15 protein-coding genes, 2 tRNA genes and 1 pseudogene are annotated in these 16,821 nt (G+C 39.1%); 11 read left to right on the top strand and 7 right to left on the bottom strand.

The window, feature by feature from the left end:
- Nucleotides 1-353 precede the first annotated feature (353 nt).
- Nucleotides 354-560: pseudogene (gene csrA, locus A3G3_RS14920) on the top strand (carbon storage regulator CsrA); the annotation flags it as partial.
- A 353-nt stretch (nt 561-913) separates the two neighbouring features.
- Nucleotides 914-1,264, top strand: coding sequence for a HopJ type III effector protein (locus A3G3_RS0106080; RefSeq protein WP_019519653.1), 351 nt, complete (start codon nt 914-916; stop codon nt 1,262-1,264).
- A 50-nt stretch (nt 1,265-1,314) separates the two neighbouring features.
- Here A3G3_RS0106080 and A3G3_RS0106075 read toward each other — a convergent pair whose 3' ends face one another.
- From A3G3_RS0106075 to A3G3_RS0106065, 3 genes are all read right to left on the bottom strand, one after another.
- The gene (locus A3G3_RS0106075) at nt 1,315-1,854 is read right to left on the bottom strand and encodes a nucleoside deaminase (protein WP_019519652.1); all 540 of its coding nucleotides are present in this window, start codon (nt 1,852-1,854) and stop codon (nt 1,315-1,317) included.
- On the bottom strand, nt 1,851-2,567 hold the full coding sequence (ung, locus tag A3G3_RS0106070; protein WP_019519651.1) for a uracil-DNA glycosylase: 717 nt from the start codon (nt 2,565-2,567) through the stop codon (nt 1,851-1,853). Before ung ends, A3G3_RS0106075 begins: the two co-directional genes overlap by 4 nt.
- Before the next feature lie 93 nt (nt 2,568-2,660).
- Nucleotides 2,661-3,257, bottom strand: a complete 597-nt coding sequence (locus A3G3_RS0106065; protein ID WP_019519650.1) for a 2OG-Fe(II) oxygenase — start codon at nt 3,255-3,257, stop codon at nt 2,661-2,663.
- Between the two features lie 149 nt (nt 3,258-3,406).
- Between A3G3_RS0106065 and A3G3_RS0106060 the strand changes: the two genes are divergently transcribed.
- The 3 genes from A3G3_RS0106060 to nfsA all read left to right on the top strand — a co-directional run bounded on the left by A3G3_RS0106060 (nt 3,407) and on the right by nfsA (nt 6,053).
- Nucleotides 3,407-4,291: a 23S rRNA (adenine(2030)-N(6))-methyltransferase RlmJ gene (locus A3G3_RS0106060; protein WP_019519649.1), complete on the top strand. Its 885-nt coding sequence runs from the start codon at nt 3,407-3,409 to the stop codon at nt 4,289-4,291.
- Between the two features lie 35 nt (nt 4,292-4,326).
- Nucleotides 4,327-5,172, top strand: a complete 846-nt coding sequence (pssA, locus tag A3G3_RS0106055) for a CDP-diacylglycerol--serine O-phosphatidyltransferase (RefSeq protein WP_019519648.1) — start codon at nt 4,327-4,329, stop codon at nt 5,170-5,172.
- Nucleotides 5,173-5,288: 116 nt separating this feature from the next.
- On the top strand, nt 5,289-6,053 hold the full coding sequence (nfsA, locus tag A3G3_RS0106050; protein ID WP_019519647.1) for an oxygen-insensitive NADPH nitroreductase: 765 nt from the start codon (nt 5,289-5,291) through the stop codon (nt 6,051-6,053).
- 78 nt (nt 6,054-6,131) lie between these two features.
- On the opposite strand, the gene A3G3_RS0106045 is transcribed toward nfsA, so the two are convergent.
- From A3G3_RS0106045 to A3G3_RS0106035, 3 genes are all read right to left on the bottom strand, one after another.
- On the bottom strand, nt 6,132-6,833 hold the full coding sequence (locus A3G3_RS0106045; protein ID WP_019519646.1) for a YidX family protein: 702 nt from the start codon (nt 6,831-6,833) through the stop codon (nt 6,132-6,134).
- An 89-nt stretch (nt 6,834-6,922) separates the two neighbouring features.
- Nucleotides 6,923-7,651: a nicotinamide riboside transporter PnuC gene (gene pnuC / locus A3G3_RS0106040; protein WP_026212883.1), complete on the bottom strand. Its 729-nt coding sequence runs from the start codon at nt 7,649-7,651 to the stop codon at nt 6,923-6,925.
- A gap of 185 nt (nt 7,652-7,836) precedes the next feature.
- Entirely contained in the window at nt 7,837-9,915 is a 2,079-nt protein-coding gene (locus A3G3_RS0106035) for an Ig-like domain-containing protein (protein ID WP_019519644.1), read from the bottom strand.
- A gap of 356 nt (nt 9,916-10,271) precedes the next feature.
- Here A3G3_RS0106035 and A3G3_RS0106025 point away from each other — a divergent pair, with 356 nt between their 5' ends.
- Nucleotides 10,272-11,633 (top strand): hypothetical protein, encoded by a 1,362-nt coding sequence (locus A3G3_RS0106025; protein WP_156802113.1) that lies wholly within the window; start codon nt 10,272-10,274, stop codon nt 11,631-11,633.
- Nucleotides 11,633-11,989, top strand: coding sequence for a hypothetical protein (locus A3G3_RS0106020; protein WP_019519642.1), 357 nt, complete (start codon nt 11,633-11,635; stop codon nt 11,987-11,989). Before A3G3_RS0106025 ends, A3G3_RS0106020 begins: the two co-directional genes overlap by 1 nt.
- Before the next feature lie 59 nt (nt 11,990-12,048).
- On the opposite strand, the gene folD is transcribed toward A3G3_RS0106020, so the two are convergent.
- Nucleotides 12,049-12,894, bottom strand: a complete 846-nt coding sequence (folD, locus tag A3G3_RS0106015) for a bifunctional methylenetetrahydrofolate dehydrogenase/methenyltetrahydrofolate cyclohydrolase FolD (protein ID WP_019519641.1) — start codon at nt 12,892-12,894, stop codon at nt 12,049-12,051.
- Nucleotides 12,895-13,051: 157 nt separating this feature from the next.
- On the opposite strand from folD, the gene A3G3_RS0106010 reads away from it, so the two are divergent.
- From A3G3_RS0106010 to A3G3_RS0105995, 4 genes are all read left to right on the top strand, one after another.
- Nucleotides 13,052-13,125, top strand: a tRNA-Cys gene (locus A3G3_RS0106010).
- Nucleotides 13,126-13,273: 148 nt separating this feature from the next.
- Nucleotides 13,274-13,360, top strand: a tRNA-Leu gene (locus tag A3G3_RS0106005).
- A 268-nt stretch (nt 13,361-13,628) separates the two neighbouring features.
- A complete protein-coding gene (locus tag A3G3_RS0106000) occupies nt 13,629-15,848 on the top strand; it encodes an NADP-dependent isocitrate dehydrogenase (protein ID WP_019519640.1) in 2,220 nt (739 codons plus the stop codon).
- 170 nt (nt 15,849-16,018) lie between these two features.
- Nucleotides 16,019-16,798: an ABC transporter ATP-binding protein gene (locus tag A3G3_RS0105995; RefSeq protein WP_019519639.1), complete on the top strand. Its 780-nt coding sequence runs from the start codon at nt 16,019-16,021 to the stop codon at nt 16,796-16,798.
- Nucleotides 16,799-16,821 lie beyond the last annotated feature (23 nt).

Below are 16,821 nucleotides of genomic sequence, written 5' to 3'. Positions count from 1 at the left end.
AACAATTTGGTTAACAAATTTTGTCAAACAATCTTGTAAAAAAAGTAGTGAAATTTGGTTAATGCTGTTATAATATGGCATTAACCTTTTTTATATTGAACCCAACTTTTTTCAACAAAACTTTAACAAGATTATGGGGCAACAAGCCATAAGATTTTTTTACCTTCTGTCAAAAAGTAGTTGGTAAAATGGATAAAAGGACTTATAATAAAACCGTCATTTGGGCAAATGACGACTTTTCTTTTTATTAAAACCCCTTCAATCCAGCGAACAAAAACCCATTTTTGCTAACATACTTTTTTGGGCAATTAGTTTGCAAATTTTATGACCATTGTAACATAAGGAGTGTGAACATGTTAATTCTAACGCGTCGTGTCGGCGAAACCTTGATGATTGGTGATGAAGTCAGCGTAACTGTACTGGGTGTCAAAGGCAACCAAGTGCGATTGGGCGTCAATGCTCCCAAAGATATTGCGGTGCATCGTGAAGAGATTTACCAACGTATCTTGCATGAGCGTGGGCAAGAGTATACGCCAACGTTCGGTATGCCAAGCTACAGCCCAGAACACCGTGCTTTTGAGCAACAAAACTACCAAAATCATCAAAATCATGGCTATCGCAACAATCAAGGCTACCAAAATCATCATAATCATGGCTATCGTGGTTACAACCGTGAGCGTTTTGACCGCAACCAAGTCAACTATGACCGTAGTATGAACGAACATTTGCGTAGCAATGCCCAAATGAACCACTTGGAAAATCGTAATTTTCCACAGCCGAATATGGGGCAACCGAATTTAGGCGAAAATGTGGGTGAAAACAAAAATTTTAATCCGTCATTTGACCCATTTGAAGATGATTATTATAATCGTTAAGACAGGCGTTAAACATTAAAACCAAAGGAGATTTTAACGTGATTGATAAACTTGCTTTATCGGCATTGTTAACAAAAATTGATAATAAAACCATTGATTTTCAAGGCGTTTTACAGACTATTGCTCAATATTACGATTATCAGCCTGTTGCGTTTACCAATGGCTTAGCTCATAGTGATGCAGGTGAAAACGAAGGTAGTGCTAAAGTTTTTGCCTTTGCCAAAGCCAATCAGCTAAGCCAAGTGGATACGTTAAAACTATTTGCCGAACATTATGATGCGGTAAAAGCTACGCCACACGGTGATGACCACGCCAATATCCGTAATTTTATGTTTTATGGTTGGCAAGGTTTTTTAATGGCAAAAAATGCCTTAACTTTAAAAAAATAATTGGTTGATGATAAAAAAGCAGAAATTTAGATTTTCTGCTTTTTTTATGGCTATTTTACTTTGAGTTTGTGGGCTTTTTGGGATTGGCGTTTTTGCCGAAAAAAATCTTGCAATAATTTACGACTATTGTCGGCTAATAAGCCATGTTCTACTTGTAAGTCATGGTTATAAAAGGTCTTTTGGGCAAAATTTTGTTGACTAATCAGCATTCCTGCACGGGGTTCGGCAGTGGCGAATACCAAGCGAGATACTCTTGCATGAATAATCGCTCCCAAACACATGGTACACGGCTCAAGGGTCACGAACAACTCACAGCCGTGAGGTAGGCGATAATTGTTAAAGCGTTGGCAGGCGTGCCAAATGGCGACCATTTCGGCATGAGCGGTGGCGTTTTTGGTTAAAATCGGCTGATTGTAACCTGTTGCGATGATGTTGCCTTGATACACCAATACTGCACCGACAGGCACTTCGCCAAGCGTTGCACCGTATTTGGCACAGGCTAGGGCGATTTGCATAAAGCTTTTGTCCAATTCTGATTTGCACAAATCTAATTTTTCTGTTTTTTCAATCACAAAATTTTTGGTAATCATTGTGGCAACTGCCAATCAATTGGACTTTTGCCATACGACATCAAATAATCATTGGTTTTGGAAAATGGTTGTGTACCAAAAAAACCACCCCGATTTGCCCCCAAGGGTGAAGGGTGGGTTGCGGTCAAAATCAGATGTTTTTGCGGATTGATAAACCGCCCTTTTTTCTGAGCGTATGCCCCCCACAAAATAAATACGCAATGTTTGCAGTTTTCATTCACCGCATCAATCACCGCATCGGTAAACTGTTCCCAGCCGATACCTTGATGACTGCCTGCTTGTCCTGCTTCTACACTTAACATACTGTTAAGTAATAATACACCTTGCTTTGCCCAATGACTCAAATCACCGTGAGCAGACGGAGCAATGTTCAAATCAGTTGATAATTCTTTTAAGATATTTTGCAAACTTGGCGGTTTTGGTATCGTTTTTGGCACGCTAAAAGACAGTCCCATGGCTTGACCTGCCCCATGATAGGGGTCTTGCCCCAAAATTACCACTTTGACTTGTGATAATGGGGTTAAATCAAAGGCATTAAACATTAATTTGGCAGGTGGATAAATTTCTTTGTTTTGAGCATATTGATTTTTTAAAAATTGACGGATGTTTGCCATATTTTCAGACGTTAAGGTATCGGCTAGGGCGTTTTTCCAGTCATCAGGCATTCGCACATTTGCTAAGATGGCTTGTTGTTCTGCGGTAAGATTATTCATAATTTTCCAAAAGTTTGTCAACACAGGTTCTTAATTATTTTAGCAAATTTTTATGGGTTTGACCATTTACTAAATATCTGTTATTAAAGCCCGTTACCAAATCCCTGTATCTCGGCGTAGCCATGTGGCAATGGAAAAGCGTGTTTTGTGGGTAATGGCAACTTTGTGTAACAAATTGCTGTCAAACACGACCAACCGATTGGCTCTTGGTGTTAAAATTTGGGTCTTTTCGGTTTTATCCACCACATGAATGTGTCCGCCGTCCGCATCTGTCCAATTATCATTAAGATAAAACACTGCCGAAATTACTCGCTCATCTCGCCCTTTGGGATTGTCGGTATGCCAATCATAGCCAAAACCTGCGGTATAACAGGCATAATGGGCTTCGGCTCGCTGAATCCCTGCAAAAAACGTGTGGTTAAAAAATTCACCGAGTTTTTCAATACTGGTTAAATAATGTGTACCGATTGTACAGTTTTCATCAATCCAACGAATACTATCGCCACGAATATTGCTAAGGCGTTCGCCATTGGTTAGGTGGGCTTGTTGATAGTCAATCAGCCCGCTTTCGCTTTGTAATGCCAATAAATCTGCGGTGGCAAAACAATCATCAAGCACAAACACGCCTGTTTTTTCAAAATTTGACAAATAATGTTCATGAATTTTGATGTGCCAATCGGTATTAAACATGGCTTTTCTCCAATATTTTTAAAGCGTCTATGTATTTTATGATTATAACTTGACCAAAATTTACACAAAATTGTGCAAATTTTTCCAAAAAACGGCTGTAATATGCTAACATATTTGGTTAACCATTTACTAGCGATTTTGAGAAACTCATGAACTATCAACACGCCTACCACGCAGGTAATTTTGCCGATGTGGTCAAACACGTTTTATTGTTACAGTTATTAGCACAATTAAGCCAAAAACCCAAGCCTTTTTATACGCTAGATGCGTATGGTGGACGTGGTTTGTACTCGTTGGCAAGTGTAGAAACCAAAAAAACAGGCGAAGCCTTGGGTGGTGTAAACAAACTTTTGTCGGTAGATAATCAAAACGCCCCAGAAGCGGTGCAAACTTATCTCAATGATTTGGCATATGCTCGTAAGTTTTATGATAAATATGTGTACACAGGTTCGCCTTGGTTTATTGCTCGTCATATCCAAAAACAGCAAGAAGCGACAGGTATCAAAAACCGTGCCGACGCTTTTGAATTTAAAGCCGATGAGTACGATGCCTTAAATTATCAACTGCACCAATTGCCGATTGGTATTGCTCATCGCAATGCCTACGAAGGGATTTTGGCGGTTATTCCCCCTGCGGAAAAACGTGGGCTTATCTTGATTGACCCACCATTTGAACAGGAGTATAAAGACTTTTCGGCGTTGGTAGATTTGTTGCAAAAGGCTCATAAAAAATGGGCAACAGGGATTTTTGCCTTGTGGTATCCGATAAAAAATAGGGAAGCGGTGGCACTTTTTTACAAAAAAATGAAACGCACAGGTATCAAAAAACAGTTAATCTGTGAACTAAATATTTACCCAACCGATTTGCCAATGGGTTTAAATGGTACAGGAATGCTAATTATTAATCCGCCGTATCAGTTTGACAAACACGTTGATGAAATTTTGCAATATTTACAACCAATTTTGCAACACCCTGATAGCCCAGCGATGGCGGTTGACCAAAAAGTTAAAGTAGAATGGTTAGTCGGTGAATAATTTTTTAAAAAATAATTTAAAAAAATGGAATGAATATGATAAAACATGAAACAAAAAGTGAAAAACCGCTAGACGATAAACCAATAGACTATGACGCTGACACTGACGGCTTAACCATTGAAGTGATTGAAAGCGAACAAGTTGCCGATAAAAAAGTGCTAAAAAAAGGCGTGTATCTTATCCCAAACTCCTTTACATTGTTATCGTTGTTGGCGGGTTTTTATGCGATTATCAGCAGTTCGCAAGGGCATTTTATGACTGCTTGCGTGGCGATTTTTGTGTCGGCATTTTTGGACGGCATGGACGGTCGTGCTGCTCGGATGTTAAAAGCCCAAAGTGCGTTTGGTGAGCAGTTGGACAGTTTGGCGGATTGTATTGCGTTTGGTTTGACCCCTGCGGTATTGATTTATCATTATGCGTTACAACCGCTTGGGCGGATTGGAATTGCGTGTGCATTTGTGTATTCGGCGTGTGCAGCATTGCGGTTGGCACGGTTTAATGTGCAAATCGGTGTGGTGGATAAAAAATATTTTATTGGCGTGGCAAGTCCGTTGGCGGCGATTTTGATTGCCACTTTTGTCATGGTCAATATGGATTGGCAATCGGTGCTACCACGCACAGGCATGAGCTTTGGCTTGATGTCAGCGGTGTGGTCAGTGGTGGTGGGGCTGTTAATGGTGAGTAATGTCAAATATTATAGTTTTAAGGAATTTGACAAAAAACGGGTGCCATTTGTTGCTTTGATTGTGATAATTTTTGTGCTTGGCATTGTGCTTTACAACATTCCCGCAGGACTGCTCGCCATTGGTGTGATTTATGCCTTAAGCGGTATCGTGTCGGCAGTTTTGGAGAAAGTCAAGCCTAAGCCAACCATTCGTTAAAAAATAACCACTTTGGCAAATTTTTTTGCTAAAAATTGTGTTAAAATAACAAAGACTTAACCAATTAGTTTATTTATTCTAAATCTTTTTAACAAACCATAAAAAAGGACTAAACGATGACATTAACCAGTAAACCCACGTTAGAAACCGTGTTAAACCACCGCTCTATCCGAAAATTTACCAACCAACCGATTAGCGATGACCTGCTAAACACGTTGTACCGTGCAGGAATGGCGGGTTCAACATCAGGTTATTTGCAATCGGCGAGTATCATTCGGATAACGGATAAAGCCCTGCGTTATCAAATCCGCCGTGTCTGTGCCGAAGCCCAAGATGCCAAAGAAGGCGAAAAATATGGACATCCATATGTGGAATATAGTCCTGAATTTTTGGTGTTTTGCATGGACAGCAAGCGTCATCAAACCCTATTGCCCGATGCCCAAATTGACTGGACGGAAGTTGTTCTCGTCGGTGCGGTTGATGCGACCATTATTGCCCAAAACTTGCTGATTACCGCAGAAAGTTTAGGCTTAGGCGGGGTATATATCGGTAGTTTACGTAATGATATTGACAAAATTAGTGAATTGTTAAAATTACCGCAAGGCGTTGTGCCGTTGTTTGGCATGTGTTTGGGCTATCCTGACCAAGAACCTGCGATGCGTCCACGCTTGCCAAACTCCGTGATTGTGTCGGAAAATCAGTATCAATCTGCGAGCATTGAGCAGTTAGAAGCCTTTAATGAGACGGTAAAAGATTATTACCAAACCTTGCGAAATGGCAGTGATATGGACTGGATTTCGCAAATCAAAAATTATTTGGCAAAACCATCTCGCCCAGAAATTTTGCCATATTTAAACAAACAGGGCTTTGCCAAACGTTAATTTTAAACTTAACACGAATAAAAACAAAAAATCCGTTTAACAAAATTAACCTTAAACGGATTTTTTTACGAATACAAATTAATCAAAAATTTCATAGATTGCTTGAAATGGCAAAGTTACCACATCAAACGCTACCGCAAACGGCAATAATACCAAAGTTTTGCCCGCATCTTTACCAACGTCAGGATTGTTCACGGTCTGTGTGGTTTCGGTGTAAATGCTAGCAGGGTAATATTTGCTCAAGCGTTTCATGCTCGCTTGGTTGCTCACCGCAGGATAGACCATGCCTGCAAGGTTCATATCAAAGCAAAAACTTTGTACACCCATTTTTTCTTCGTTATAATTGGTACATTCATCTGCATCATGTTTTAAGAAAAGATTGCGGTCGTCTTTGGTGATATCTTCTTTTAAACGGCTGTATTTGATACTGATTGTGCCGACAAAGCGTCCGTCATTGTTTTTGGAAAAAAAGTCCAACGGTTTTGTGAGTTTGATAAACTCAGGATTTAAACGTCCGCTTAACAGGCTGACAAATTCGTCCGAACCGTCAGTTAACACGTAACTTTGTTTTAAGCCGACAATGACCACGCTATCGCTAGGCACACCATTGATAGCAGTCGCAGGTTTGCCAAAGGCAAGCACTTGGTCGTTGACGAGAGTTTGTTTAATAGTTTTGGTGTAGGTGGCGGGTTGGCGGTTATTTTCCAATAATTCATGAGTAGCACAGCCTGTTAACATAGTGGCGAGTAGGGCGGTGCAAAGAACGGCTTTAATGTCCATACAAATATCCTGCGATTTAAGTTAACCTTTGTTATTTTATTAAAAACTGGTGGCAATGTAAAATCATTTTTCATCGATTTTAACAAAGCTTAATGTTCACTACGGTGCCATTCATACAGCCCAATGATTGCGTTGACTTGATAAATCACGGTCTGTAGGGCAAAAATATAGTTTTGCGTCATCAAGTTGACAATCAGCCACACCGAATTGACCACAATCCACAGCCACCAGTTAAACGAATAACGCAAAATCATCGCGGTTTGGGCGGTGATTGACAGCACAAAAGCCACCACGTTAATCCAAAAAAAGTCAATTTTACCCAAAAACTTGCTACCGTCATCGGTAATCACGGCAAAACCCTGCGATGCTAACCAAGCATTTAGGGTAGGGAATAATGCCAAGCCAATCGCAATCACGATAAAGGTAAAAATCCACACCGCTTTGTTGGCGGATTTTGGTATCATATTACCGTCGCCATCGGTATTTTTTGTCCAATAAAACAAACCGTATAAGTGGGTAAAAAAGTTAAACATGGGTGCTAACATCAGTCCAACCGCTCCTGATGTGCCTTGAACCACGCTTTCGCCTGCGGTGGCTAACATTCCTAGTCCATTCCCTGCGATATTTCGGCGAAAACTAAGTGAAATCACGCATAACAGCCCCACCAAAGACACGCAAAGATAAAACCAATCTAGTGGTTTATGTTCGGTAGTTAACCAAAATACGCTAGTTAAGGCACATAGCCCAACACAGAACCAAATAATTGACCATTCCTTTGCCCAGTCGCCTGTGATTTTATCCAAGAGTTTAATTCTCATTTGCTAATCCTTTTGGTAACATGATGTGTTGCTGATAAATATTTTATAAAAAATAGTGAAATATAACAATCACTTAGCGGTATGGCAAGTAAAAAATGGTAAATAATTGGCTTGATAAATCGTAATCATAAAAAACCCACCTAAATTAATTAAGTGGGTTTCTAGCACGGCGAAATAAGCGTATATTAGTTCCATTCAAAGATATTAGTCGTATTTTTACCGTTTGGTGCATTTACAATTACTTTTACTTTGTCTGCTGATGCACAGCCAGAAACTTTCAATGAGTATTTAACAGCGTCCGTATTTTGGAAATAATTACCTTTGTCATTCACAATTGAAAGGTTAACCAATGCAGGAACAGTTAAATCACCACTTCTAAATTCGGCTTCACAGGTTAATTTGTTATCAGGAGTTTTATCTTCAGCTTCTACAGCAATGGTCGTGCCAGATGGCATGGAAACGGTTTGTAGATTATTGCCATACATATAAAAAGTGTTTAAGCCATTTGAAGTAGGGTTTAAGCCAACAAAAGTAGGCGTATCATCTGCAAAACCAAAAATAGATTGATGGCTTAATGTTGCACTTAATTCTTTATTACAAGTACCTGCAATCGTAGGCTCAGTGAAAAAGCTCACAAACTCTGCAAAATTAGCAGGTAAGGCAGCCATGAGTGAATCTGCTTTACAGGCTGTACCATCACTGGTGTTACGTTTATAGATAAACTCACCATTGGCTTTATCATATATGTTATTTTCATTATCATCACGGAATAAATCACCAATATTTTTTTCCAATTCATCTGTGCCTGCGGTGTACATATTGTCACCATTTTTATCTTTATACTTTTTATCCCCTTCAAGGTAAGCTAAAATAGTAACACGACCATTGGCAGGACGTGGGTTTTGTGAGGTAAAGGTTACGCTACATGAACCATTGGCATCAGTTTCACAGCTTGGGCTAATCATGCCACCTTCGGCAACAAAGTTTACTACGGTTTTTGCAGGAATAGTCGTACCGTTATGATTGGTAAAACGCATCGTGATGTTAGCAGTATCTGTCGTATTATTTAATAATACATTTTTATCAGCCGTCATAGTAATACCGCCTTGTTCAGCTCGGCTTTGCACAACAGAAATACCTTTTGCAGTCGTGCTGATATTTTTATTACTTGCCAAAGTAGCCTGTAATTCAACAGGTCCAGGCAATGCACCTGGATATAAATTAACAATTACCTTGCCTTGGTCATTACTAGCCAAAGTAATTTCTTCATTATTATCTGGTGTGCCAAAATGAAAATCAGCGGGGGTTTTAATACGATTGACTTTTACAGATTGGTTTTTAATTGGTTTACCATCAGCGTATACTGTAAATTCAACTCGCCCTGTGGTAGAAATACCTGTGGTTTTAGATGCCAAATTGATACTCTCAGTGGTTGTGTACATTAACGCATTAGGCTCTGCTTGTGCGACAGTCACTTTGATGCTCTTGGTATCGCTACCTGAAGCAATTTTGGCGGTAATAGTTTGTTCGCCTTCACACAAGTTACCATTTTTATCAACAGCATTATATGTGGTAGTTACATTACCTTGATTGGTTGACGTTGCTGGATTTGTCCCAAATGAGCCACAGGTTGCGTTAAAATCTACGCCGATATTATTTTGTACACTGGTACCATCAGTGGTTACTAAGGTAATATTGGTTGAGCCACCAGAAGCCAGATTGTTGTTAGCAACATTGAGGTTACTAATGATAATATTAGCAGATTGTAACGTATAATTTACGTTACTAGAAGTTGCAGTTAAACCATCTTTTTCTGCAGTAGCAGAAATGGTATAGGCACCTGTATCCGTAACATCAGTAGGCTTCAATGAGATTTTTGCAATCCCTTCGGCATTTGATAATACTGCACCATTTGATGTACCAAGTGTAACTCCACCTGCAGTAAATGTAACTAACGCACCTGAAACTGGGTTACCTGAAGCATCAGTTACCTTAATGGACGCAGTTACATTATTTGATGAAGTGACAGTAGATGTAATATTTCCATTTACATCTGTTAATGTAATGGCATTAACATTAACACTTGATGTCGTTTTACTAGTGCCATTTCCCGAATTTGAATCCGAATTACTATTGCTACTATTGTTACCATTGCTCTTAGCTGGCAACGTATCATTACCGCCACTACCACAACCTACCAACGCCAATGCACTGGCTAAGGCAGTTACTTGAAAAGATTTTACTAAAATTGTTGACATCGCCATGGGCATATTCCTTAAATATAAAAAAATGACCGATATATGGTTGTTGATTTTGTTGCACGATTGCAACCAACTTCCAAAAACCTGTATATTTTGTAAAGCTAACTTTAACCATTTTACAAGAATTTTTCAAGATTTTATACAGTTAATTTTTAAAAAGGGCAAAAAAAATGCTTAAACGGTCAAAAAAAGCCATTTTTATCGTATTTTTTCCCAAAAAACTCATTTTCAGTATAAAATATAGCCTAAAATTTTAAGATAAACTGTTGTACAAAATGCAAAAAAGCCAACAAAATCCGACACTTTTATTAAATTACCTTAACTTTGCCGATTTTTTTGAACAAGGATTACGGCCGACCATGCCTTTATTAGCCGATATTTGTTCGCTTTCTATCGGTCAAGTACGCTATGCGTTACCTTTTTTGTGCGATGCGGTGGCGTGTCAGTTACTTGCCCAAACCAAGCCCAATCAGCAAACAAGCGAGCAAACATTTCGCCTGCTTTTTAGCTATTTACAGCATGATATAGTAGTGGCGTGCGAAATTACGGACGGCTTAAACTTAAAAAAACTACAACAAAATCAAGCAAGTAGCCAAAAATTTTTATACCAACTATTTGATAATCAACAAAAGTTTAACTTAATCATGGGCGTACTGTTGCAAACAACCCAATTAGCGTTGTTAAAATTAGAAAAATTATTAGGTTTTATGGCGTTATTATCGGTAAAATTATTAAGTAATTTTTATCAATACTTATCAAAAAATAAAACAATACTTAGCCAAAATTTTATACTAGAAAAAGTTTTTTCCGAGTGGCTAGATTATCAAAATTTTGCGTTAAATACCGCTGAAAATCAGGTTTTTTGGCAAATTCTCAATTATTCACCCAAACTTGGCATCGCCCAAAGTCAAAAACGCGCTGAAAATTTGGCGAAGAGTGATATTTTACGACATTTGACGACTCAGATTGACTTATTGATTGCTCAACAACCGTTGGCAATTCTATCAAATCAAGCCAAATCAAGTACAAATTCAGTTAGTAACAGCCAACCAGTTTTGCAAACATCAGAAAATTCTAAGCCCCATAAGCCAACCAGCGATATTTTTGCCAAAATGCCTGCGAAAAAATCAACATGGATTGACTTGTTACAAAAATATTGGATTGCAACCAGTATTAGCTTGACTACAGTGATGATAGGTGGGATAGGGCAGTTGATGCCTGACAGTGACAAATCAAAAACCGAGCCCTCAGCTCAGCCAGTGGAAAAAGTTAAACCACGCTATCAAGACGTAGCGATTATCAAAATTGCCTCCACGCCACCAGCGACTGTACCTGCTAGTACGACCCAAACGACAAAAACTGACAGGGTGGTAAAAAATGATGCGGTTGATAAAAAAATTATTGATAAAAAACCAACTGACAAATCAACACCAAAACTGACTCAAAACACCGATAAATCTGACAAAAAATCGGAAAAAACGCTTAAAACCAACTCTGAGCCAAAATCTCAGCAAAAAACCCAACAAAAATCTGATAATACTAAAAAATCAGAAACTAACAAAAAGGTAGAAAAATCTAGCAAATCGGATAAAAAAGTAGTGAAAAAAGACGAGAAAAAATCATCATCAACCACCAAAAAATCTACTGAAACTGAAAAGACCAAAGAAGCCAAAAGCAAAACAACTGCCAAAAGTGAAACGGCTAAATCAAAGGAAAAATAATGACAACTTTACCAAAACATATCCGTCAATTGGTGGATAAAAAAAATTATGTGATTGCGATAAAAACCCACGCCCAAGAGCAAAATATCAGCATTGACGAAGCAAAACACGTGATTGATGCCTATGAAGCAAGCCAAACCGCTCAATGGATAAAAAGTGATGAGGCAAGCCATGAAGATATGCAAAAACCCACGCCAAATCAAGGCTTTGCTAATTTACAAACGGGTGTGGATAACCACCTGCAACAGCAAAATATCAAGCTACCGTTAATGCCGTATTGGGTCAAAAGGGTAACGATTATTTTGCTCGTGTTGGCGATTTTTGGTGGGTTGATTTATCAACAATTTAGGGGTTAAGTTGGCGAAATGATTGTAAAGAAAAGCGAAAGTTCATTGCACTTTTTTTACAATCAAGATTAAACTGACTTTTCTGCAGATTCTACCGTTTGGCGGATTAGTGTATTAATTGTCATTGGACCTACCCCACCAGGCACAGGTGTATAGGCTGAAGCAATCTCTTCAATACCTGATAGTTCAATATCGCCAACACCGCCGTTTTCAGTTGGGTGAAAACCTGCATCTACAACAATTGCACCTTTTTTAATCCAGTCTTTTTTGATAAGCTCAGGTTTGCCAACCGCACCTACCACGATATCTGCTTGTTTGATAATGTCAGCAAGATTTTGTGTTTTAGAATGACAAATGGTTACCGTACAGTTTGCGTTTAACAACATCATCGCCATAGGCTTACCCAAAATCGCACTACGCCCCACCACGACAGCGTGCTTACCTGACAGCTCAACGCCGTATTTTTCAAGTAAATACATAATGCCTTGCGGTGTACAAGAGCCATAAGCAGGCTCGCCCATCGCCATATTGCCAAAACCCAAACAAGTTACCCCGTCCACATCTTTTTTAATGTCAATTGTATCAAAACAAGCACGCTCATCAATTTGGCTTGGCACAGGGTGCTGAAGCAAGATACCATGAACATCAGGATTGTTGTTTAATTCAGCAATTTTTGCTAACAATTGTTCCGTCGTTGTTTCTTTTGGCATTTCAACTTTGATAGAATCCATGCCCACACGCTGACAGGCATTGCCTTTCATTTTCACATAAGTGGCAGAGGCAGGGTCATCTCCCACCAAAATTGTTGCCAAAATAGGCGTTTTACCCGTTTTTTGCTTTAACAAGGCAACACGTTGTCCTAGAGCCTGTTCCATCTCTTTTGCAAACGCTTTACCGTCAAGAATTTGTGCCATAAAAACTCCAACATTATCAAAAATATAAAGCATCTATTTTAACCGATTTTACCACTGCTTGAAAACATCAAATAGCATAAATCATAAAAACTAAAAAAATTATAAAAAAAGCTTGCATTAAGAAAAAAATCTGTTATCATAGCAAACCTAAATGAATGGCTGGGTGGCAGAGTGGTCATGCAGCGGACTGCAACTCCGTGTACGCCGGTTCGATTCCGACCTCAGCCTCCATTTTAAACATTGAAAATTAAATATTGCAAAAAAAAGTTAAAAAATAACTTGCAAAATAAAATAAAGTGATTATAATATCGCACATTCCAACGCACTGACTTTGTTTAAACTTATATAAGTTTAAATCTAAAAAGTTAAGCGACTACCTGCCCGGGTGGTGAAATTGGTAGACACAAGGGATTTAAAATCCCTCGCTCTAACGAGCGTGCCGGTTCAAGTCCGGCCCCGGGCACCACTTAATCGGATAAAAATTTTTGTCAAACCCTTGTTCATCAACAAGGGTTTTGTTGTTTTTATATTTTTTATTTTCACCCAATTGATACTGCTTTGATTTACAAATTCATAAAACAAATGTACACATCTAGTTTTCACAAAGTCAGTAAAAGTGTGCTATAATACGCCCTGACTTGGCATATTTTTGAACAAAAGTTTATTCTTAGCAATTTTTTTTAAAATTTACGCCTCACAATTTTATGACAACAAAAACCATAAATGGAGTATTTATGACAGCAACCATTATCTATACCCACACCGACGAAGCCCCAGCGCTAGCGACCAAATCATTGTTGCCGATTATTCAGGCATTTACAAAGTCATCGGATATTGAATTTAAAACCGCCGATATTTCTTTGGCAGGTCGTATTTTGGCGACTTTTCCAGAAAAATTAACGGACGCACAACGTGTGCCAGATGCGTTAGCTGAGCTTGGCGAGTTGGTAAAAAAACCTGAAGCGAATGTGATTAAATTGCCAAACATCAGTGCATCAATGCCACAGTTGCTATCGGCGATTAAAGAGCTTCAAGATGATGGTTTTGATGTCCCAAATTACCCAAGCGAGCCACAAACAGATGAAGAAAAAGATATCCAAGCTCGTTATGATCGTATCAAAGGTTCTGCGGTAAACCCTGTATTACGTGAAGGTAACTCTGACCGCCGTGCTCCAAAAGCGGTGAAAAATTTTGCCAAAAAATATCCGCATTCTATGGGTGCGTGGACTAGTGATAGTAAATCGCACGTGGCAACCATGAAGGGTGGTGATTTTTTTGCCAATGAACAATCGGTAACTGTGGATAAGCCAACCACCGTGTCATTTGTTTTAACCGATAAAAATGGCGAAAAGCATGAACTGCGTAAACCGCTAAAATTATTGGCAGGTGAAATTATTGATGCGACTTTTATGAGCAAAAAAGCGTTGGTAGCATTTTTGCAAAAAGAAGTCAAAGATGCCAAAGACAAAGGCGTATTGTTTAGCCTTCACATGAAAGCGACCATGATGAAAGTGTCTGACCCGATTATTTTTGGTCATGCAGTAAAAGTCGTGTTCGCCCCTGTGTTTGAAAAATATAGTAAAGAATTAGACGATGCTGGTATTAATGTAAATAATGGCTTTGGTGACTTATTAGCCAATCTTGATAAACTTGATCCTGCGGTCAAAGCTGATGTTAAAAAACTAATTGAACAAAGTTTTAACGATGCTCCAAGTATTGCGATGGTTGACAGTGATAAAGGTATTACCAATCTACATGTGCCAAGCGATGTGATTATCGATGCCTCAATTCCTGCGATGATTCGTAACTCTGGACAAATGTGGAATAAAGACGGCAAAGCCCAAGACACTAAAGCAGTCATTCCTGATAGCTCATATGCGGGCATTTATACCGCTGTGATTGATTTTTGTAAAAAACATGGTGCATTTGACCCAACCACGATGGGTAGTGTACCAAATGTCGGCCTAATGGCTCAAAAAGCTGAAGAATACGGCAGTCATGACAAAACTTTTGAAATCGTGATTGACGGTACGATGCAGTTAATTGACGAAAACGGCAATGTCTTGACGAGCCACAACGTGGAAGCAGGCGATATCTGGCGTGCGTGCCAAACTAAAGATGCCCCTGTGAAAGATTGGGTGCAATTGGCGGTAAATCGTGCAAGATTATCTGATACGCCGGCCGTTTTTTGGCTAGATAAAAACCGTGCCCATGACGCCGAAATTATCAAAAAAGTAGAAGTTTACCTAAAAGAGCTGGATACCAATGGCTTAGAAATCAAAATCTTAGCCCCTTCAGAGGCTTGTCAATTTAGCCTTGAGCGTATCAAAGACGGCAAAGATACTATTTCGGTAACTGGTAACGTGTTGCGTGATTTTAATACCGACTTGTTCCCAATTTTAGAGCTTGGTACATCGGCAAAAATGTTGTCAATCGTTCCGCTGATGAATGGTGGCGGTATGTTTGAAACAGGGGCAGGTGGTTCAGCACCAAAACATGTTCAGCAGTTTTTGGAAGAAGACCATTTGCGTTGGGATAGCTTAGGCGAGTTCTTAGCGTTGGCGGTTTCTTTGGAAGATTTGGCACAAAAAACGGGTAACAAAAAAGCTCAAGTATTAGCCAATGCGTTGGATAAAGCGACTGAAGAATTGTTGCTAAATGACAAATCGCCAAAACGTAAAGCAGGCGAGTTGGATAATCGTGGTAGCCATTACTACATCGCACGCTATTGGGCGGAAGCACTATCTGAGCAAGATAGCGATGCAGAGTTGAAAGCCCAATTTGCCCCTGTTGCCAAAGCCTTAAATGAAAAAGAAAGTGAAATTTTAGCACAGCTCAACGATGTACAAGGTAAAGCGGTGGATATTGGCGGTTACTATTCGCCAAATGAAAAACTGGCAAGCGAGGCCATGCGTCCAAGCAGAACCTTAAATGACATTATTGCCAGTGTATAATCAAATCACTAATAGATAATTTTATTTAAACTAAAAAAACACGTTTAACTTTAGGTTTAGGCGTGTTTTTTTCTTTTTGGGTTTACCAAGAAAAAATTTGCCTTTTTTGTTAATTTAAGCGAAAATATCAAGTTTATTTCTTGTTTTATGCTTGATGCGGAAAAATGACTATGACTAATCAAACACCAATTGCTTTACAACTTAACGACATTCATAAAAGCTATGGGCATTTAGAAGTGCTAAAAGGCGTGTCATTAACCGCTTATGACGGCGATGTGATTTCTATTTTGGGTTCGTCAGGCTCGGGCAAATCTACGTTATTACGTTGTATCAATTTGTTAGAAAATCCTTCGCAAGGGCAAATTTTTTTAAGCGGTGATGAATTAAAGTTAAAAAAAGGAAAATCAGGCGATTTGGTGGCAGTTGACCAAAAACAGTTAGAAAAATTTCGCTCTAAAGTTGGTTTTGTATTCCAAAATTTTAATTTATGGCCTCATAAAACCATCTTGGAAAATATCATTGAAGGCCCAACCCAAGTGCAAAAAATTCCTAAAGCCCAAGCCGTTAGCGAAGCGGAAGTCTTGCTAAAACGGGTTGGGTTGCTGGATAAAAAAGACGCTTATCCTGAAAATTTATCAGGCGGACAACGCCAACGCATTGCGATTGCTCGTGCGTTAGCAATGAAACCGCAGGTTTTGTTATTTGATGAGCCGACATCTGCACTTGACCCTGAACTGGTGAATGAAGTATTAGCAGTGATGAAGTCGCTTGCCGAAGAAGGTCGTACCATGTTAATCGTTACCCACGAAATGCGATTTGCAAGAGATGTGTCCAGTCAAGTGGTGTTTTTGCATCAAGGTAAAATTGAAGAAATGGGAACACCTGAACAAGTGTTTGGCAATCCAAAATCGCAACGTGTCAAAGATTTTATGGCAAGTCATCAAGGCTAACCTACTAAAAAATTTAAAAATTT

This window comes from Moraxella boevrei DSM 14165 (assembly GCF_000379845.1).
GTDB classification, from domain to species: Bacteria; Pseudomonadota; Gammaproteobacteria; order Pseudomonadales; family Moraxellaceae; genus Faucicola; species Faucicola boevrei.
Note: the sequence above shows the minus strand (reverse complement) of the source record. Positions and strands in the feature narration are given on the sequence as shown.